16 protein-coding genes are annotated in these 18,343 nt (G+C 71.6%); 2 read left to right on the forward strand and 14 right to left on the reverse strand.

Annotation, left to right across the window (positions count from 1 at the left end):
* Positions 1 to 3: 3 nt before the first annotated feature.
* Complete coding sequence (locus JKV81_RS20165; protein ID WP_129261765.1) at positions 4 to 570, forward strand: helix-turn-helix domain-containing protein; 567 nt, start codon at positions 4 to 6, stop codon at positions 568 to 570.
* Positions 571 to 583: 13 nt separating this feature from the next.
* Here JKV81_RS20165 and JKV81_RS20170 read toward each other — a convergent pair whose 3' ends face one another.
* The 14 genes from JKV81_RS20170 to pyrG all read right to left on the reverse strand — a co-directional run bounded on the left by JKV81_RS20170 (position 584) and on the right by pyrG (position 16,053).
* Positions 584 to 1,375, reverse strand: a complete 792-nt coding sequence (locus JKV81_RS20170; protein WP_202077045.1) for a nucleotidyltransferase domain-containing protein — start codon at positions 1,373 to 1,375, stop codon at positions 584 to 586.
* Between the two features lie 3 nt (positions 1,376 to 1,378).
* Positions 1,379 to 2,401: an ADP-ribosylglycohydrolase family protein gene (locus JKV81_RS20175; protein ID WP_129261769.1), complete on the reverse strand. Its 1,023-nt coding sequence runs from the start codon at positions 2,399 to 2,401 to the stop codon at positions 1,379 to 1,381.
* A complete protein-coding gene (locus JKV81_RS20180; protein ID WP_099177889.1) occupies positions 2,398 to 3,141 on the reverse strand; it encodes an NUDIX hydrolase in 744 nt (247 codons plus the stop codon). The genes JKV81_RS20175 and JKV81_RS20180 overlap by 4 nt, the downstream gene beginning before the upstream one ends.
* Positions 3,138 to 4,217, reverse strand: coding sequence for an AAA family ATPase (locus tag JKV81_RS20185; RefSeq protein ID WP_202077047.1), 1,080 nt, complete (start codon positions 4,215 to 4,217; stop codon positions 3,138 to 3,140). The genes JKV81_RS20180 and JKV81_RS20185 overlap by 4 nt, the downstream gene beginning before the upstream one ends.
* Positions 4,214 to 4,867 carry a nicotinamide riboside transporter PnuC gene (gene pnuC, locus JKV81_RS20190; RefSeq protein ID WP_129261773.1) on the reverse strand — a complete coding sequence of 218 codons (654 nt, stop codon included), beginning with the start codon at positions 4,865 to 4,867 and terminating at the stop codon, positions 4,214 to 4,216. Before pnuC ends, JKV81_RS20185 begins: the two co-directional genes overlap by 4 nt.
* Before the next feature lie 126 nt (positions 4,868 to 4,993).
* Positions 4,994 to 6,154, reverse strand: coding sequence for a pseudouridine synthase (locus tag JKV81_RS20195; RefSeq protein WP_099177886.1), 1,161 nt, complete (start codon positions 6,152 to 6,154; stop codon positions 4,994 to 4,996).
* Complete coding sequence (gene scpB / locus JKV81_RS20200) at positions 6,154 to 6,804, reverse strand: SMC-Scp complex subunit ScpB (protein WP_124279494.1); 651 nt, start codon at positions 6,802 to 6,804, stop codon at positions 6,154 to 6,156. Before scpB ends, JKV81_RS20195 begins: the two co-directional genes overlap by 1 nt.
* The gene (locus tag JKV81_RS20205; protein WP_202077049.1) at positions 6,801 to 7,922 is read right to left on the reverse strand and encodes a segregation and condensation protein A; all 1,122 of its coding nucleotides are present in this window, start codon (positions 7,920 to 7,922) and stop codon (positions 6,801 to 6,803) included. Before JKV81_RS20205 ends, scpB begins: the two co-directional genes overlap by 4 nt.
* A gap of 102 nt (positions 7,923 to 8,024) precedes the next feature.
* Complete coding sequence (locus tag JKV81_RS20210) at positions 8,025 to 8,615, reverse strand: hypothetical protein (protein WP_124279825.1); 591 nt, start codon at positions 8,613 to 8,615, stop codon at positions 8,025 to 8,027.
* Positions 8,612 to 9,730 carry a ParA family protein gene (locus JKV81_RS20215; protein WP_033305452.1) on the reverse strand — a complete coding sequence of 373 codons (1,119 nt, stop codon included), beginning with the start codon at positions 9,728 to 9,730 and terminating at the stop codon, positions 8,612 to 8,614. The genes JKV81_RS20210 and JKV81_RS20215 overlap by 4 nt, the downstream gene beginning before the upstream one ends.
* A gap of 358 nt (positions 9,731 to 10,088) precedes the next feature.
* Positions 10,089 to 11,204 (reverse strand): alanine dehydrogenase, encoded by a 1,116-nt coding sequence (gene ald / locus JKV81_RS20220; protein WP_129266892.1) that lies wholly within the window; start codon positions 11,202 to 11,204, stop codon positions 10,089 to 10,091.
* 144 nt (positions 11,205 to 11,348) lie between these two features.
* On the reverse strand, positions 11,349 to 13,421 hold the full coding sequence (locus JKV81_RS20225) for a tetratricopeptide repeat protein (protein ID WP_129261779.1): 2,073 nt from the start codon (positions 13,419 to 13,421) through the stop codon (positions 11,349 to 11,351).
* 257 nt (positions 13,422 to 13,678) lie between these two features.
* Entirely contained in the window at positions 13,679 to 14,305 is a 627-nt protein-coding gene (locus tag JKV81_RS20230) for an NUDIX domain-containing protein (RefSeq protein ID WP_129261781.1), read from the reverse strand.
* A 77-nt stretch (positions 14,306 to 14,382) separates the two neighbouring features.
* Positions 14,383 to 16,053: a CTP synthase gene (gene pyrG, locus JKV81_RS20235; RefSeq protein ID WP_099177880.1), complete on the reverse strand. Its 1,671-nt coding sequence runs from the start codon at positions 16,051 to 16,053 to the stop codon at positions 14,383 to 14,385.
* 438 nt (positions 16,054 to 16,491) lie between these two features.
* Between pyrG and JKV81_RS20240 the strand changes: the two genes are divergently transcribed.
* Positions 16,492 to 18,294 carry a glycoside hydrolase family 15 protein gene (locus JKV81_RS20240; RefSeq protein WP_124279823.1) on the forward strand — a complete coding sequence of 601 codons (1,803 nt, stop codon included), beginning with the start codon at positions 16,492 to 16,494 and terminating at the stop codon, positions 18,292 to 18,294.
* Positions 18,295 to 18,343: the final 49 nt, after the last annotated feature.

An 18,343-nucleotide genomic window follows, 5' to 3' on the forward strand; every position in this document is an offset into this window, starting at 1 on the left:
CCCATGACGCAAGAAGGAAGTGATCTGGACGGCCTCGTACGCATGCGGATCCGGGCCCTGCGCGCGGCGCACAGCTGGTCGCTCGACGATCTCGCCGCCCGCTGCCACCTCAGCCCCTCCACCCTCAGCAGGATCGAGACGGGCCACCGCAGGATCGCGCTCGACCAGCTCACCGTGATCGCCCGGGCGCTGGGCACCTCGCTCGACCAGCTCGTCGAGACGGACGCCGACGACGTCGTGATGAACCCCACGCGTGATCTGGCGCGAGGCCTGACCCAGTGGGCGATGCGCGGCGACCCGGGCGTCACCGTGGCCCGGATACGGCTGACCGCCCCACCCGCCGAAGGCCCCTCGGCACTCAAGGCGCACCCCGGCCGGGAGTGGTTCACGGTGCTGTCCGGCACGGCGCTGCTGGTGCTGGGGGAACGGCGGCTGCGGGTGGAGGAGGGGCAGGCGGCGGAGTTCACGACGATGCTCCCGCACGCACTGGGGGCCGTCGGCGGCCCGGCCGAGGTCCTCGGCATCTTCGACCGGGACGGCCGCCGCTCCCACCTGCGCGAACGCGGGTGAGGAAGCGGGGCCGTCAGGCCGGGACGGTCTCCCCCAGCCGCGCGCGGACGACGAGTTCGTGCAGGGCGTCGAAGCCCGACGGCGCGTCGGGGAGCCGGGAGCCGGCCTGTGCCTCGTCGAGCACGGCATGGAGCGCCTCGACGTCACGCGCGACGGCCGGACCGTCGGGCAGCCGCGCCGCCCCGTGCTCGGCCTCCGCCTTCACCTCGATCAGCGAGGGCAGGTAGCCGGGCGCGGTCACCTCACCCAGCAGCGTCGGCAGATGCGCCACCAGCGTGCCGGTGCGCATCAGGTGGATGCCGGTGAGCAGTGCGCGGAACGTGTAGAGGAGCGGCTTCAGCTCGCCGGTCCTCCCGAAGAGCCGCCACTGCGTCCCGGCGAACCCCCGGTAGTGGTGGGCGTGGTTGCGGGTCACCACCGCCGGGGCCAGCGCGGCGAGTTCGGCGTGGAGCTCCGTGGTGTGCACCACCAGCGGGGACAGCAGCTGCTCCAGCACATAGCCGTTGGGCTTGAGCATGAGGCGGACGAACTTGCGGAGGTCGTGGGTGACGAGGTCCATCTCGACCCCGTCGTGGTCCCACATCCGTGACCGCGTCTCCTCCGGCGTACGGAGACCGACGAGGTCCTCCGCGGGCAGGACGTGGACCCCCCGCAGGTCCACGTCCGAGTCCCGCGAGGGGAAGCCGTACAGATGGGCGCCCGAGACCGTGGCGAACAGCAGCGGGCAGGGCTCCTGTCCGAGGACCGGGGTCAGGTCGGTGACCGGCAGCCCGGCCTCTCGCAGGAGCGTCGTGTCACTGTGCATGGATCAAGCGTCCCAGAGCGCGGCCAGCGACAGCAGGTCGCTGCGGTACTCGATGCGCTCCGACCACTCCTTGGGCCAGGCACCCGCCCCCAGGTGCGCGCCGGCCAGTGCGCCCGTGAGGCAGGCGATGGAGTCGGAGTCGCCCCGGGTGCAGGCGGCCCGGCGCAGGGCGGTCAGGGGTTCCTCGGGGAAGAGCAGGAAGCAGTGCAGGGCGGTGGCGAGTGCCTCCTCGGCGATCCAGCCGTCGCCCGTGCGCTCGCACGGGTCGGTCTCCGGCGACGGCCGCTGGAGGGCGTCCTGGACGGTCGCCAGCGCGGCCAGGCACTCGTCCCAGCCACGGCTGATGAACGCCTCGGGCGAGGCGTCATGGGTGTACCGCCACAGGTCACCGAGCCACCGGGTGAGGTAGCGGCCGCGGTTCTCGTACGCGTACGAGCGCAACTGGCCCACCAGGCCGAGCGGTTCGGCCCCCTGGGCGAGGAGGTGCACCGCGCGGGCCGTCAGGTCGGAGGCCGCGAGGGCGGTGGGGTGGCCGTGCGTGAGGGCGGCCTGGAGCTGGGCGGCCCCGGCCCGCTGTTCGTCGCTGAGGCCGGGCACGAGGCCGACAGGTGCGACGCGCATGTTGGCGCCACAGCCCTTGGAGCCCGTACGGCTGGCCTCCTGCCAGACCCGGTCGCCCTCCAGCAGCGCGCACGCCTCCAGGCAGGTGCGGCCGGGGGCGCGGTTGTTGTCGGGCGAGCGGTTCCAGCGGACGAACTCCTGCCGGACCGGGCCGGTCATCCGCTCCGGAGTCAGGAGTCCCTGGTCCATGGCGGTCCGGATGCCACGCCCCAGGGCGAGCGTCATCTGGGTGTCGTCGGTGACGAACGCGGGCTCCGGGAGCCGCATCCCGCGCCAGGGCCCGCACTTCGCGAGGATCGCGGGGACGTCGTTGAACTCGGTGGGGAAGCCCAGCGCGTCGCCGAGCGCGAGCCCGGTCAGCGTGCCGGTGGCCGCCTGTTTGGTGAGAATCCGTGTCGGAATCATGATGTCCGTCCTTCAGGGCGTCCTTCCGGGCGCAGGAGTGGTGGATGCAGGGCGGTGGCGGTACCCGCCCGGTAGAGGGCGGCCGGTTTCCCCCGTCCGCCGGTGCGGCGCGGCGGTCCGTCCACGGCCTGGACGAAGCCGGGCGTGGTGAGGACCTTGCGCCGGAAGTTGGGCCGGTCCAGCTCGACGCCCCAGACGGTCTCGTAGACCTCCTGGAGCTCCCCGAGGGTGAACTCGGCGGGACAGAAGGCGGTCGCCAGGCAGGAGTACTCCAGCCGGGCGCCGATCCGGTCGTGCGCGTCGGCCAGGATGCGGTCGTGGTCGAAGGCGAGCGGCCCGGTGGAGGCCGCGTCCCACCACTGCGCGTGCGCCGCGTCCCCGCCGCCCCGGGGTTCGGGGAGGTCGGGCACGAGTGCGGCGTAGGCGACGGAGACGACCCGCATCCGGGGGTCGCGGTCCGGATCGCTGTAGGTGCGCAGCTGTTCCAGGTGGAAGGAGCACACGGACTTCTTCGTGAGGCCGGTCTCCTCGGCGAGCTCGCGGCGGGCTGCCTCCTCGGCGGATTCCCTGGGCAGGACGAATCCGCCGGGCAGCGCCCACCGCCCCTTGTAGGGGGCCTCGCCGCGCTCCACGAGCAGCACGTGGAGCCGCGCCTCGCGGACCGTGAAGACGGCGAGGTCCACGGTGACGGCGAAGGGGACGAAGGCGTGGGGGTCGTACCCCTCGGGCGCGGTGCTCATCGGCGCTCCGGCAGGGGCGCGGTGAAGTTCCATCCGGCGGCGAGGAGTTCGTCCACGGCGGCGACCGCCCGTTCGAGGCGCTCGGCCCGGCCCCCGGTGATCTCGACGAACCGCCTTCCGGTACGGGTGAGTTCGGCGCGGAAGCGGTCCGTCATCCAGGGCCGCAGCTCCTCCCCGTCGCGCAGCCCGTCGTCCTCGAACGGGACACCCTCGTGGCCGGTGAGCAGCCAGAGGTGGTGGGTGACCCGGTCGGCGGTCTTCTCGACGAGCGGGTTGCGGCCGCCGATGTAGCGCTCGTGCCAGACGGTGGTGGCGAAGGAGTCGGTGTCGCAGAAGAGCACCGGAGAGCCGGCCCGCGCGGCGGCCTCCTCCCTGGCGTTCTGCGTCTCGGCGATCAGGGGGAAGTCGTCGGTGGTGAAGGAAACGTCCTCCCACTGGGCGTGGGGCCACCGCTCGCGCAGGGCGGCGAGCTTCGCCTCGCTGAACTCCCGTCCGTACTCGGCGACGTACCGCGTGCGCGCCCAGATACCGCCGCGCCGCCGGTAGTGCTCGGCGAGCGCCAGGGCCAGGGTCGTGGTGCCCGTGGACTCGGCGCCGAGGACGACGACCCGGCGGGCGATCCCGGCCCGCACGGGGGGCTCCAGGTAGTCCCAGCAGCCGATGGGGTCGGCGCGGACCGCGGTGCCCGAGACGGGGAAGAGGGTGCGGCCGGGGTCGACGAGGACCGACTCCGCGCCGAAGCGGCGGGCCAGTTCCTCGCCGTACGCCTCGGAGGTGAAGACGGCGTCGACCCGTTCGGGCACGGCCGCGGTGAAGACGTCCATGTGGGCGTCCCAGACCGCCGCGTCGGTGACGTCCATGGGGATGTCGTCGACGGCGCCCACCACCCGGACGTCGGGGTGCGCGTCCCGCATCCAGGCGACCCGGTCGGCCAGCGGTACGGACTCGACCGAGGCGGCGCAGACCAGGACGGTGAGCCGCTCGCAGCGGTCCCGCGCGGTGCGCACGAGGTGGTGGTGGCCGGCGTGCGGCGGATAGAACTTGCCGAGGACCAGCCCGTGCCCGTGGCGCCTCATACCGGCACCACCGCGTCCTCGCGCCGGCCGGCGGTCAGGTCGCGGTTCCAGTTGCGCAGTCCGACGAGGCAGAGGGTCAGGAAACCGGCGTACAGCAGGGAGGTGAGGTAGAGCTCCTTGTACGCGTACAGCGGGATGTAGACCAGGTCGGCGGCGATCCACAGCCACCAGGACTCGACGCGCTTGCGGCACTGCCCGTACGTCGCCATCAGGGACAGCGAGGTGGTGAGGGCGTCCCAGAACGGCACGGTCGAGTCCGTGGCCCGGGACAGCAGCAGGGTGAGCGCGAGGGTCCCCACCGCCCCCGCCGCGAGCAGCCAGGTCCATTCGGTGCGGGTGGTGCTCCGCACCGGCAGGACGGATGTCCCTGGTCCACCCCCGTGGGTCCAGGTCCACCAGCCGTACGCGGCGAGGGAGATGAAGACGATCTGGAGGCCGGCGTCGGCGTACAGACCGGACTGGGCGAACAGCAGGATGAAGAACAGGTTGTTGGCGATGCCGATCGGCCAGTTGGCGAGGTGCTGGCGGGCGACGAGCCAGACGCACAGCGCACCACTGCCGAAGCCCAGCACCTCGGTCCAGCTGACCGGGGTGTCCAGGACCGTCACCAGGGGCTGCTGCAGGGGATCGAGTACGTCGGCGAGCGTCACGCCGCCTCCTTCTTTATGGTCACTCTGACTATAAAGAAGAATCGGCGGACGCGAAAGCCCGCGGCCGGTCCTGTTCGAAAAAGTGAACGAGGGACCGGCCGCGGGCCGTTCGGGGGCGGGAGGTGGCTACAGGCCGACCTCGCGCATGAGCATGCCGACCTCGGTGTTGGTCAGGCGGCGCAGCCAGCCCGACTTCTGGTCGCCCAGCGGGATCGGCCCGAAGGACGTCCGTACGAGGCGCTCGACCGGGTAGCCGGCCTCGGCCAGCATCCGGCGGACGATGTGCTTGCGGCCCTCGTGGAGGGTGACCTCGACCAGGTAGTTCTTGCCGGTGTTCTCGACGACCCGGAAGTGGTCGGCGCGGGCGTAGCCGTCCTCCAGCTGGATGCCGTCCTTGAGGCGCTTGCCGAGGTCGCGCGGGAGCGGCCCCTGGATGGCGGCCAGGTAGGTCTTCTTCACGCCGTACCTGGGGTGCGTCAGACGGTGGGCCAGCTCGCCGTGGTTGGTGAGCAGGATGATGCCCTCGGTCTCGGTGTCGAGCCGGCCGACGTGGAACAGCCGCGTCTCGCGGTTGTTCACGTAGTCCCCGAGGTTCTGGCGGCCGTCCGGGTCGCCCATGGTGGAGACGACGCCGGCGGGCTTGTTCAGCGCGAAGAAGAGGTACGACTGGGTCGCGACGGTCAGGCCGTCGACCTTGATCTCGTCCTTCTGCGGGTCGACGCGCTTGCCCTGCTCCAGGACGATCTCGCCGTTGACCTCGACACGCGCCTGCTCGATCAGCTCCTCGCACGCACGGCGCGAGCCCATGCCGGCCCTGGCGAGGATCTTCTGCAGACGCTCGCCCTCCTGCTCGGCGCCGGGGTGCGTCTTCGGCGTGCGGATCTCGGGCTTCTCCGCGTACCGGTCGCGGTTGCGCTGCTCGATCTTGGCGTCGAGCTCACGGGGACGGGCGGGCGCACCCTGGCGCCGGCCGCCCTTGCTCACGTTCTGTGCGGGCTTCGGGCCGCCCTTGGCACCGCCGCGTGCTGCCGCGCCACGGCCCTTGCGGGGGCCGCCGTCGCCGCCGGGCTTGTCGGAGCCCACGTCGTAGCGGCGCTCCTCGGGGCGGGGGCGGCGGGGGCGCTGCTCCTGCTTGTCGTCGCGTCCGGAGCCGGAGACCCGGGGGTTCGGGTTGCTGTTCCTGCCGCTGCCGCTGGTGTTCCTTCCGGCACCGCTCCTGCCGCCGCCGCTCCTGGAGCCGCCGCCGCTCCTGTTGCCGCTGCCGTTGTTGCTGCCACTGCTTCGCATCAAAATTCCGTCTTGTCGTCTGCGTGAGTTTCCGGGGTGTCCGGTGCGTCCGGATCGAACGACGGCACACCCTCTAGCGTCTCAGCCTCGATCGCGTCCGCCTCCGGGAGGAAGGGCGCGAGCTCCGGGAGCTCGTCCAGGCCTCGCAGGCCCATGCGCTCCAGAAAGTAGTTCGTCGTCCTGTACAGGATCGCACCTGTTTCGGGTTCCGCGCCCGCCTCCTCCACGAGACCCCTCTGGAGGAGGGTCCGCATGACACCGTCGCAGTTCACTCCGCGTACCGCCGAGACCCTCGAACGGCTGACCGGCTGACGGTACGCGACCACCGCGAGCGTCTCCAGCGCGGCCTGGGTGAGCCGGGCGTGCTGGCCGTCCAGGACGAAGCCCTCGACGGCCTCCGCGTACTCCGGGCGGGTGTAGAAGCGCCAGCCGCCGGCGACGAGCCTCAGCTCGAATCCACGGCGCTGGACGGTGTACTCGTCGGCCAGCTCCCGCAGGGCGTCCGCGACGGCCCGGCGGGGCCGCTGGAGGACCTTGGCCAGGTGTTCCTCGGTGGCGGGCTCGTCGACGACCATGAGGACCGCCTCCAGTGCGGGCTTGAGGTCGAGCCCGGCAACCGTGGCGTCGCGCACCTCGTCGTCTGTGCTCATGCCTGTACGTCCTCCTCCGGCTCGCGCGCCTCTTGGTCGAACTCGTCCGTGACCACCGGTTCGGTCCCCTCGCCGCCGGCCCAGCGCACCAGGAGGTCGCCGAGCGCCTCCTCCTGGTCGAGCGCGACCGCCTTCTCCCGGTAGAGCTCCAGGAGGGCCAGGAAGCGGGCGACGACCGTGAGGGTGTCCTCCGCGTCCTCGGTGAGCTCCCGGAAGCTGATCTCGCCCTCGGCCCGCAGCCGCGCCACCACGATCTCCGCCTGTTCGCGGACGCTGACCAGCGGGGCGTGGATGTGGTCGACGTACACCTGCGGCTTGGCCTTCGGCTGCATCGCCTTCACCGCGAGCCGCGCGAACCCCTCGGGCCCGATGCTGATCACGACCTCGGGCAGCAGCTCGGCGTGCTGGGGCTCCAGCCCCACGGTGCGGGGGTGGCGGCGGGACTCGGACTCCAGCCGGTCGCTGAAGATCTCCGCGATCCTCTTGTACGCGCGGTACTGGAGCAGCCGCGCGAAGAGCAGGTCGCGTGCCTCCAGCAGGGCCAGGTCCGCCTCGTCCTCCACCTCGGCGGTGGGGAGCAGCCGGGCGGCCTTCAGGTCGAGGAGGGTCGCCGCGACGACGAGGAACTCGGTGGTCTGGTCGAGGTCCCAGTCCGCTCCCATGGCCCGGATGTGCGCCATGAACTCGTCGGTGACCTTCGACAGCGCGACCTCGGTCACATCGAGCTTGTGCTTGGAGATCAGCTGGAGGAGGAGGTCGAAGGGGCCCTCGAAGTTGACCAGCCGCACGGTAAACCGCCGGTCGTCACCGTCCGGGGCCGCCGGGGCCTCAATGGACGCCCCAGACGCCTTCGCGGGGGCCGCGGGAGCCGCGGGGGTCTCCGTGGGGACGACAGGAGCCTTCGCAGGAGCCGCAGGGGGCTCCCCGGCCGTCACGGGAGCCGGAGCGGCCTCCGCGGGCGTCGCACGGGCCGTGGGGGCCTCCGTGGCCGCCACAGGAGCCTCAGGTGCCGCAGCCGGGCCCTCGTAAGGAGCCTCGGGGACCTCCGCGGGCCGTATCCCCGGCCCCCGGCCGAGGGCGCGGCGGGTCGGGCGGGGCGGGTCGTCGGCAGTCGGCATGTGCTGGGATCCAGGGAGTGCGGCGGGAGGCGGGCGGTGGGCCCCGGGGCGGGGCCGTCCGTACGGCGGCCCTCCCCCGGCAGGCTACCGGCGCCGCACCGGTCAGCGGCCCCGCAGCCTCCGTACGAGGATGCTCGCGTCGCCGCGCGACTCCAGGTCGGCCAGCACCACGGCGACGGCTTCCCGGACGATGCGCCCGCGGTCGACGGCCAGCCCGTGTTCACCGCGCAGCACGAGACGCGCGTGTTCGAGGTCCATCAGTTCCTCGGCCGACACGTAGACGGTGATCTTCTCGTCGTGGCGTTCCCGGCCGCTGGGCCTGCGGTTCGCTCCCCGCCCGCCGCCCCGTCCGCGCTGCGGCTGGACGGTGGCGGTCCCCTCCTGGGGCGGCGCCGTACGGGCCCGGGGCTGGGCGCCCGCGCTCCCCCGGTCGTCCCCGTCGGCGCGGCTGCGCGAGCCGCCGCCGTCGGCGTCCGCCGCGGAGTGCTCCTCCCGGGACGCCCCGGCGGACGTGTCGCCGCTTCCCTGGGCACCGCCCTGGCCGGTGTCCGACGGTGCCGGATCACTGCCTCCGGCGGGCGCGGGGACCCGCGCCTCGCCGTTCGCCTTGCGTCGCCGCTCGGCGGGGGACGATGCCTGGAGGCCCATGCCCCCGGTGGTACGGAACAGCTCGTCGGCCCCCGGCAGACTCACTCGGCGTGACACCGGGCGAGCACCTCCCTGGCGAGCTGGCGGTAGGCGGCGGCACCGACGGAGTTCGACGCGTACGTGGTGATGGGCTCACCGGCGACCGTGGTCTCCGGGAAGCGCACCGTGCGGCCGATGACGGTGTGGTACACGTGGTCGTCGAAGGCCTCGACGACGCGCGCGAGCACCTCACGACTGTGCACCGTGCGGGAGTCGTACATGGTGGCGAGGATGCCGTCCAGTTCGAGCTCGGGGTTGAGCCTCTCCTGGACCTTCTCGATGGTCTCGGTGAGCAGGGCCACACCACGCAGCGCGAAGAACTCGCACTCGAGCGGGACTATCACCTTGTGAGCCGCCGTCAGGGCGTTGACGGTGAGCAGGCCGAGCGAGGGCTGGCAGTCGATCACGATGTAGTCGTAGTCGGCCATCAGCGGCTTGAGGGCGCGCTGCAGCGTCGACTCCCGGGCCACCTCGCTCACCAGCTGCACCTCGGCGGCCGAGAGGTCGATGTTGCTCGGGAGCAGGTCCATGTTGGGCACGGCCGTCTTCAGCAGGACCTCGTCGGCCGCCATGCCCCGCTCCATGAGCAGGTTGTAGACGGTGAGGTCGAGCTCCATCGGGTTGACCCCGAGGCCGACGGACAGGGCTCCCTGCGGGTCGAAGTCGACGAGCAGGACACGCCGGCCGTACTCGGCGAGCGCGGCACCCAGGTTGATGGTCGACGTGGTCTTGCCGACGCCGCCCTTCTGGTTGCACATCGCGATGATCTTCGCGGGGCCGTGATCGGTCAGGGGCCCGGGGATCGGGAAGTACGGCAGCGGCCGGCCGGTCGGGCCGATCCGCTCGCGGCGCTGGCGTGCGGCGTCGGGCGCGAGGGTGGCCGCGTACTCCGGATCGGGCTCGTATTCGGCATCGGGGTCGTAGAAGTGCCCCTCGGGCACCTCGGCGAAGTCGGCGAAGTGGGAGGTCTCTCGGCCACTTTCGTTGCCGGCCATGGCGTTCACGTGTAGGCCGTCCATCATCTGGGGGGCTGTCGTCATGTGCTGGTGGGTGGCGAAGGTGCGGACAGCGACGGAGCCGACAGCTTCGAGCCCGATCGGGCTCAGACCCCGTGCAGGCATCCCTGGTTGACCACCCCCGGGAGTAATTGTCGACTCATTCACAAGTCGTCTTACCTCCTTGGATGTGACCAGGAAACTTATCGATAGGTCAGCGTGGCACCATGCCGACGATTGGCGACTCTATGGCGTGTCACCGGTTCGCAGCAACACAATCCGCCGGACCCGGCCCGATGTGTCGGCAATCGAACACCCCTCTGTCAAGAGCACGGAGCGCCCGGGGCGCACCTTTCGCCGGGGTGCAAAAAGGGTAGAGGGTTACGTCTCCGGCGAGTTGGGCCGGGGCCTCTCACGCGTCCGGCCGGACCTTGCTGGGCAAGGTCCGGCCGGACGCGTGAGGTTGACGGAGCGGGTTGACCGCTCAGCCCAGAAGCGTGCTCAGTTCGACGTGGTCGAGACCGTGCGCCTCGGCCACCTCGCGGTAAACCACCTGGCCGTCATGGGTATTGAGACCCTTGGCAAGCGCGGCGTCACGGCGCAGGGCGTCGGCCCAGCCCCGGTTCGCGAGCTCCAGGATGTAGGGCAGCGTGGCGTTCGTCAGGGCGTAGGTGGAGGTGTTCGGCACGGCGCCCGGCATGTTCGCGACGCAGTAGAAGACCGAGTTGTGGACCATGAAGGTCGGATCGGCGTGCGTCGTCGGATGCGAGTCCTCGAAGCAGCCTCCCTGGTCGATCGCAATGTCGACAAGAACACTTCCGGGCTTCATCTTGGCGACGAGCTCGTTGGTGACCAGCTTCGGCGCCTTCGCACCGGGGATCAGCACGGCGCCCACGACGAGGTCGGCCTCGACGACGGCCTTCTCCAGTTCGAGGGCGTTGGAGACGACCGTCCGCACCTTGGTGCCGAAGACCTTGTCGGCCTCGCGCAGCTTGTTGATGTCCTTGTCGAGCAGCGTCACGTGGAAGCCGAGCCCGACGGCGATCTGCGTGGCGTTCCAGCCGGAGACCCCGCCGCCGATGACGACGGCCCGCGCCGACCCCGTACCGGGGACGCCGCCGGGGAGCACACCGCGCCCGCCGACCGAGCGCATCAGGTGGTACGCGCCGACCTGCGGGGCGAGACGGCCGGCGACCTCGGACATCGGGGCCAGCAGCGGCAGCGCGCGGGTCGCGGTCTCGACGGTCTCGTACGCGATGGCGGTGGTGCCGGACTCGAGCAGGGCGTCGGTGCACGCGCGGGAGGCGGCGAGGTGCAGGTACGTGAAGAGCGTCTGGCCCTTGCGGAGGCGGTGGTACTCCTCGGCGACCGGCTCCTTCACCTTGAGCAGCAGGTCCGCGGCGGCCCAGACCTCGTCGGCGGTGGGCAGGATCCGCGCGCCCGCGGCGAGGTACTCCGCGTCCGGGATGGAGGAACCCTCACCGGCGTGCTGCTCGACGAGGACCTGGTGGCCGTGACGGACGAGCTCATGCACTCCGGCAGGGGTGATCGCCACCCGGAACTCGTTGTTCTTGACTTCGCGGGGGATGCCGACCTTCACGTCGATCACGGTCCTTGGCTCGGAGAGACGCTCGGACATTACGGGGCGTACCCGCATGAACCAAGCATAGAGGGAGACACCGCAGGGTTGCGCGGCAGAGCCATCATTAATGAAGGACTTCTCGCTGTCCAGCCTTACAAAGCATTAAGTTTTGATCGAACCACTGCGGATTTCGTAGGCCGAGCCCTCCTCGCCCAGCAGTCTGTCGGCCGTCGCCCGGTGCAGACGCGCCGCCGCCGGGTCCCCGAGCCGGTCCAGGGTGTCCGCGAGCCTGAGCTCCAGCGCGGCCTGAAGACGCACGTCGCCCGCCCTGCGCGCCAGGTCGACCGCTTCCCGGCAGGTGTGCAGCGACTCCTGCGGCCTGCCCGCGTACTCCTGCACCCGCGCGGCCTCGCTGAGCGCCCGCGCCTGGGCCGGGAGGTCCCCGAGCCTGCGGTGGCCGGCCGCCGCAGCCCGCCAGTCGCGCAGCGCCTCGCCGTAGCGTCCGGCGTACGTGTGGACCGCGCCGAGCCGGCCGTACAGCCGGGCCGCGCCGGCCCGCTCCCCCTGGGTGAGCCGCTGGGCGAGCGCCCGGCCGTACCAGTCGGAGGCCCGGTTGAAGTCGCCGAGCTCCGCGTAGGCGCCGCCTGCGGATTCCATCGCCCGGCCGGTGGCGTAGAGGTCGTTCGCGGCGCGTCCGGCGTCCAGCGCCGCCCGGTAGCGGGCCAGCGCCTCCCGCGTACGGCCGGTCCTGGCGTCCAGGTCGGCGAGGTTGAGCAGGGCCGCGGCCTTCTCCCGGTGCAGGTTCCGGCGCTCGGCCACGTCGAGGACCAGGCCGTGCAGCCCGTAGAGCACGGGAGCGGCGTTCTCGGTGCCGCGGTGCACGGCGAGGGCGCGGACGAGCGCGGCCACCAGCCTCCGGGCGAGGGTGTCCAGGTCGCCGTCGCCGACGGCCGCGCGGGCGGAGGCCAGCAGCGCGGGCTCGCGCATCCGCAGCCACTCGGCGGCGGCCTCCGGCCCCGGGAAGCGCAGCGAACGCGGCAGGCCCGCGAGTCGGCGGCGGGCCGGGGAGTCCTCGGGTTCGGTGACCGCGCGGCAGGCCTGGAGCCGGCGCACCGTCCGCTCCAGCATCCTGGCCCGGGCGAGCTGGATCTCGGCGGGCCGCTCCCGCTCCTCCAGCACCGCGCGGACCAGCGGCGCCAGGCAGCCGGGCACCTCGTACTGGGGCTGCTCCGCGCCGTTGCTCCTGAGCAGCCCGAACCGGACGAAGTCGTCCAGCGTCGTCTGGGCGGCCGACACGGAGCACCCGGCGAGGGCGGAGGCGGTGTGGGCGTCGGCCAGTCCGGCGGGGGCGAGCGCGAGCAGGCGCAGTATCCGGCCGGCGGCCGGCGGCAGCGAGTCGTGCACCAGCCGGAAGGCCCGGGCCAACGGCCGCGCGGCGGCGGTGAGTTCGGGACTGTCCTCCTGGTCGCGCAACTGCTTGGCGACATCGGCGACCGAGGCGCCGGGGCGGGCGGCGAGCCACCCGGCGACCAGGGTCAGGGCGGCGGGCTGCCCCCCGCACTCCTCCGTGAGCGTCTCGGCGGTCCGCGGGTCGACGGTGATGCGGACCTGTCCGATGGTGCGGGCGAGGAGCTGCACGGCCGAGCCCGCGTCCAGACCGCCGATGGTGCACGGGCGGACGTCGGGGATGCCGGTGAGCGGGCCGGTCGAGGTGGCGACGACCAGGCAGTCGGGGTTGTCCGGCAGCAGCGGATCGACCTGCTCGGCGTCCACCGCGTCGTCGAGGAGGATCAGGGCGCGGCGTACGGCGAACGCCTCGCGGACCATCTCGGACAGCTCGTCCTCGTCCGCCCCCGGCGGGGTGGTGACGGAGAGCAGGCCCAGGAGCGCGCGTGCGGTGCGCTCCGCGGGGACGCGTTCGCCGCCGGGTTCGGTGAGCGGGACGCGGAACACGCCGTCGGGGTAGTCGCCCGGTTCCACGAGCCTGCGGGCGAGTTCGGCGGCGAGTGCGGTGCGTCCGGATCCGGGCCGGCCGGCGATCAGGAGGACCCGGGCGCGAGCCGCTTTGCGGCCCGCCAGGGTGTCCAGCCCGGCGCGCTCGATGTCTTCCTGCAGGGCCTTCAACTCGCGTTCGCGGCCGAAGAACTGACGTGGAGTGAGATCCGGCGGTTCCTTGGCTCCCGCCGTCCCCGCCACTCCGGCCGGGCCGCTGGTGTCCACCGCCTGATCGGTCACGGGCCACGCTCCACTTCGCTGCACGCGGTTGCCCGCCGGAAGTCCGGTCGGGGCCTTTCGAGCGTAGTTCAGTGGTGCGGACGATCACGGTCGAGCGCGGCGGACAGGTCCCTCGATCGGATCAGAATTTCGTACGATCGGCCCCCGGCCGACCCGGCCCGCCGGCCTGGTCGGAGCGGGACCGGCCCGTCCGGTCCGCCCTCGTCGGGGACGGACCGGACGGCGGCCTCAGGCCTCCAACGGACCGGACGGCGGCCTCAGGCCTCGAACGGACGGGCCGGCCAGGGCGCGTCGGCCGGGCGCAGCGCGTCCACGCCGTCGCCCGCGAGCACGGCGGTGAGCGCCAGGGTGCCCACGACCAGGCAGTTGTTGTGCAGATCGCCGGCGAGCACGCCCCGTACGAGCTCGTCGAGGGGCACCCGTGCCTGCTCCATGTCGGCCTCCTCCTCGGAGACCTCGAAGCGCTCGCCCTCGGCCTCGGAGAGGTCCCGGGCGAGGAAGATGCGCACGGCTTCGTCGCAGCCGCCGGGCGTGGTGTAGACGTCGGTCAGCACCCGCCAGTCCTCGGCCTTGACGTGCGCCTCCTCGTAGAGCTCGCGCTGCGCGGCGTGCAGGGGGTTCTCGCCGGGGATGTCGAGGAGCCCCGCCGGGATCTCCCACAGCTTGTGGCGCACCGGGTGGCGGTACTGCCGCAGGACGAGAACGCGGCCGTCCGCGTCGAGGGCGAGCACGGCCACCGAACCGGGGTGGACCTGGTAGTCGCGGCTGTGGACGCTCCCGTCGGGCATCACGACGTCGTCGGTGCGGACGCTGGTCTTGTTACCGGTGAAGGGGGTCACCGTCGCGGTGACCTGCCACTCCTCGGGCGTGTCCTGGAAACCCATGTACGTCCTTCCACGAACAAACAGAAACCGGGGCACGCATCCCGTCAAGGATCCGTACCCCGGTCAACCGTATCGCCTTACGCGTCGGCGCCGGTCCCCTGCGCCGCGACCTTGCGCTCCACGGCGGCCTTCACCAGGCCGGCGAAGAGCGGGTGGGGGCGGGTCGGGCGGGAACGCAGCTCCGGGTGCGCCTGGGTGGCCACCAGGTAGGGGTGGGCCTCACGCGGGTACTCGACGTACTCGACGAGCTTGTTGTCCGGGGAGGTGCCGGAGAAGACCAGTCCGGCCTTCTTCTCCAGCTCCGCGCGGTAGCCGTTGTTCACCTCGTAGCGGTGGCGGTGGCGCTCCTCGACGTACGGCTCGTCGGCGTAGGCCTCGCGGACCAGGGAGCCCTCGGCGAGCTTGGCCGGGTACAGGCCGAGCCGCATGGTGCCGCCCAGGTCGCCGGCGCCCTCGACGTACGCGAGCTGCTCCTCCATCGTCGAGATGACGGGGTGCGAGGTGGCGGCGTCGAACTCGGTGGAGTTGGCGTCGGGGATCCCGGCGAGGTTCCGCGCGGCCTCGATCACGATGCACTGGAGGCCGAGGCAGAGGCCGAGCAGCGGCACCTTGTTCTCGCGGGCGTACTGGATGGCGCCGACCTTGCCGACCACACCGCGCTCTCCGAAGCCGCCGGGGATGCAGACGGCGTCGACGTCACCGAGCTGCTTCTGCGCGCCGGCCGGGGTCTTGCAGTCGTCGGAGGCGACCCACTTGACCTTGACGCGGGCCTTGTTCGCGAAGCCGCCGGCCCGGATGGCCTCGGTGACCGAGAGGTAGGCGTCGGGCAGGTCGATGTACTTGCCGACCAGGGCGACGGTGACCTCGTGGTCGGGGTTGTGGACGCGGTCCAGCAGGTCGTCCCAGGTGGTCCAGTCGACGTCGCGGAACGGCAGGTCGAGCTTGCGGACGACGTAGGCGTCCAGGCCCTCGGTGTGCAGCACCTTGGGGATGTCGTAGATCGACCGGGCGTCCTTGCAGGCGACCACGGCGGCCTCGTCGACGTCGCACATCAGCGAGATCTTGCGCTTGATGGCGGTCGGTACGTCGCGGTCGGCGCGCAGCACGATGGCGTCCGGCTGGATACCGATGTTGCGCAGGGCGGCGACGGAGTGCTGGGTGGGCTTGGTCTTCAGCTCGCCGGACGGGCCGATGTAGGGCAGCAGCGAGATGTGCACGACGAAGACGTTGTCGCGGCCGACCTCGTGGCGGACCTGGCGCACCGTCTCCAGGAAGGGCAGCGACTCGATGTCGCCGACCGTGCCGCCGACCTCGGTGATGACGACGTCGACGTCGTCGGTCGCCATGCGGCGGATGCGGTGCTTGATCTCGTTGGTGATGTGCGGGATGACCTGGACGGTGTCGCCGAGGTACTCGCCGCGCCGCTCCTTGGCGATGACGGTGTTGTAGACCTGGCCGGTCGTGACGTTGGCCGAGCCGTCGAGGTCGACGTCGAGGAAGCGCTCGTAGTGGCCGATGTCCAGGTCGGTCTCGGCGCCGTCGTTGGTGACGAACACCTCACCGTGCTGGAAGGGATTCATCGTGCCGGGGTCGACGTTGAGATAGGGGTCGAGCTTCTGCATGGTGACCCGCAGGCCCCGTGCCTTGAGCAGGGCACCCAGGCTGGAGGCAGTCAGACCCTTGCCGAGGGAGGAGGCGACACCCCCGGTGACGAAGATGTGCTTGGTCGTCGTGGATGTGGGCTGCATAGCCAAAGGGGGCTCCCGTGGTCGCGATCGTGAGGTGCGTACCGGCGTGCCCAGGAAGATTTTCTTCAGGCGCCGTCGCTGCGGTTCGGGGGCCTCGTCCACTGTCGGGACGACCACCGGTCCACGGGCTACCAGGGTAACAGCGACGAAGAGGGGTCGCTTCCGGCCATGCTTCCTCCCGTACCGGCACAAGATCACCACGTCCGTTTCAGGTCCCACCCATTCGCCGGTGACAAGCGGCGGACAACTGGTGGACAGTCGCGCGGAACCCCCAGGTGCGTCGTATCCTGCTCGGACACTCGCTGCCGAGTTGGCCGGCCCAGCGGCTCCACCCCAGCCCGCTCACCCGTGCAAGAGCTCGTCGGTTCTATTACAACGACCCCTTGACCAGCAGTAAGCGCCCTGCGGGGCGACATGGCCGTTCGACTGGAGACGCACGTGGCCGGGCGCATCGAGGATTACGCACTCATCGGAGACATGCAGACCGCAGCCCTGGTCTGCCGGGACGGCACAGCGGACTGGCTGTGCCTTCCCCGCTTCGACTCCCACGCGATTTTCGCCGGACTTCTCGGCACGGAGGAGAACGGTTTCTGGCGGCTGGGACCCGCCCGTCCCGAGGGGGCGGAACCCCCGGCGGCGGACCGGCGGCGCTACCGCGGCGATTCCCTCATCCTCGAATCGGAGTGGGACACCGCCCGCGGCACCGTCCGCGTGACCGATTTCATGCCACCGCGTGACGGCGCCCCCCAGCTGATCCGCATCGTGGAGGGCGTGAGCGGCCGCGTGCCGATGCGCTCCGAGCTGCGCATGCGTTTCAGTTACGGGCGGGTCACCCCCTGGGTCCACAAGGTCGACGGCCGTACGGTCGCCGTCGCGGGCCCGGACTCGGTGTGGCTGGACACGGACGCGGACACGTACGGCCAGAACCTGACGACGTACTCCGACTTCACCGTGGCCCCGGGTGACCGGATCGCCTTCACCATCAGCTGGCAGCCCTCCCACCACGAGCCGCCCGCCACGCCGGAGCCCGAGGCCTCCCTGGACGCCACGGAGAACTTCTGGCGCGAGTGGGTCGAGCAGTGCACGTACCACGGTCCCTACCGGGAGGCCGTCGTCCGTTCGCTGATCACGCTCAAGGCGCTCACCTACGCGCCGACGGGCGGCATCGTGGCGGCGCCGACCACCTCCCTGCCGGAGGACATCGGCGGCTCACGGAACTGGGACTACCGCTACACCTGGCTGCGGGACGCGGCGATCACGCTCTCCTCCCTGCTGCGCACCGGGTACCGCGAGGAGGCCCGCGCCTGGCGCGAGTGGCTGCTGCGGGCGGTCGCTGGCGACCCGGAGAACCTCCAGATCATGTACGGCATCGCGGGCGAGCGTGAGCTCGGCGAGGCGGAGCTGGACTGGCTGCCGGGGTACGAGAACTCCGGCCCGGTCCGGGTCGGCAACGGCGCCGCGAACCAGCTCCAGCTCGATGTGTACGGCGAGGTCACCGAGGCGCTGCACCTGGCGCACATGACGGGGCTGACCCGCAACGACTACGCGATGGGCCTCCAGCTCAAGCTGATCGAGTACCTGGAGAAGCACTGGGAGGAGCCGGACGAGGGCATCTGGGAGGTGCGCGGGCCGCGCCGGCACTTCGTGCACTCCAAGGTGATGGCGTGGGTCGCGGTGGACCGCACGATCAAGCTGGTCGAGTCGGGGGACGCGGAGGGCCCGCTGGAGCGGTGGCGCGAACTGCGTGACGACATCCACCGTGACGTCTGCGAGCGGGGCTACGACCCGGAGCGCAACACCTTCACCCAGTCCTACGGCTCCAAGGAGCTGGACGCCTCCCTGCTGCTGATCCCGCAGATGGGCTTCCTCCCGCCCGATGACAAGCGCGTCATCGGCACGATCGAGGCGATCCAGCGGGAGCTGTCCACGGAGGACGGCTTCGTCCTGCGCTACCCCACCGAGGGCGACGACGCGGGCGTCGACGGTCTGGAGGGCGACGAGGGCGCGTTCCTGGCCTGCTCGTTCTGGCTGGCGGACGACCTGGCGATGATCGGCCGGGTCGACGAGGCCCGCAGGCTCTTCGAGAAGCTGCTGTCCCTCCGCAACGACCTGGGCCTGCTGGCCGAGGAGTGGGACTCCCGGCTCCAGCGCCAGGTGGGCAACTTCCCGCAGGCGTTCAGCCATGTCCCGCTGATCGACACGGCGCTGCGGCTGACGGCCAGCGGGGCGTACGTCGGCTGATCCCCGGGCGTGACAGGTCCCTGTGGGACGGCCGATGCCGGTGGCCGGA

The sequence above is a fragment of the Streptomyces silvae genome (genome assembly GCF_016745505.1).
In the GTDB taxonomy this organism is placed as follows: Bacteria; Actinomycetota; Actinomycetes; order Streptomycetales; family Streptomycetaceae; genus Streptomyces; species Streptomyces silvae.

Bases quoted from the DNA above. Each gene is read 5' to 3' on its own strand.
- JKV81_RS20165 (WP_129261765.1), top strand. From the start codon at position 4: ATGACGCAAGAAGGAAGTGATCTGGACGGCCTCGTACGCATGCGGATC.
- JKV81_RS20170 (WP_202077045.1), bottom strand. From the start codon at position 1,375: ATGCACAGTGACACGACGCTCCTGCGAGAGGCCGGGCTGCCGGTCACC.
- JKV81_RS20175 (WP_129261769.1), bottom strand. From the start codon at position 2,401: ATGATTCCGACACGGATTCTCACCAAACAGGCGGCCACCGGCACGCTG.
- JKV81_RS20180 (WP_099177889.1), bottom strand. From the start codon at position 3,141: ATGAGCACCGCGCCCGAGGGGTACGACCCCCACGCCTTCGTCCCCTTC.
- JKV81_RS20185 (WP_202077047.1), bottom strand. From the start codon at position 4,217: ATGAGGCGCCACGGGCACGGGCTGGTCCTCGGCAAGTTCTATCCGCCG.
- JKV81_RS20195 (WP_099177886.1), bottom strand. From the start codon at position 6,154: ATGCGAAGCAGTGGCAGCAACAACGGCAGCGGCAACAGGAGCGGCGGC.
- scpB (WP_124279494.1), bottom strand. From the start codon at position 6,804: ATGAGCACAGACGACGAGGTGCGCGACGCCACGGTTGCCGGGCTCGAC.
- JKV81_RS20205 (WP_202077049.1), bottom strand. From the start codon at position 7,922: ATGCCGACTGCCGACGACCCGCCCCGCCCGACCCGCCGCGCCCTCGGC.
- JKV81_RS20215 (WP_033305452.1), bottom strand. From the start codon at position 9,730: ATGCCTGCACGGGGTCTGAGCCCGATCGGGCTCGAAGCTGTCGGCTCC.
- JKV81_RS20230 (WP_129261781.1), bottom strand. From the start codon at position 14,305: ATGGGTTTCCAGGACACGCCCGAGGAGTGGCAGGTCACCGCGACGGTG.
- pyrG (WP_099177880.1), bottom strand. From the start codon at position 16,053: ATGCAGCCCACATCCACGACGACCAAGCACATCTTCGTCACCGGGGGT.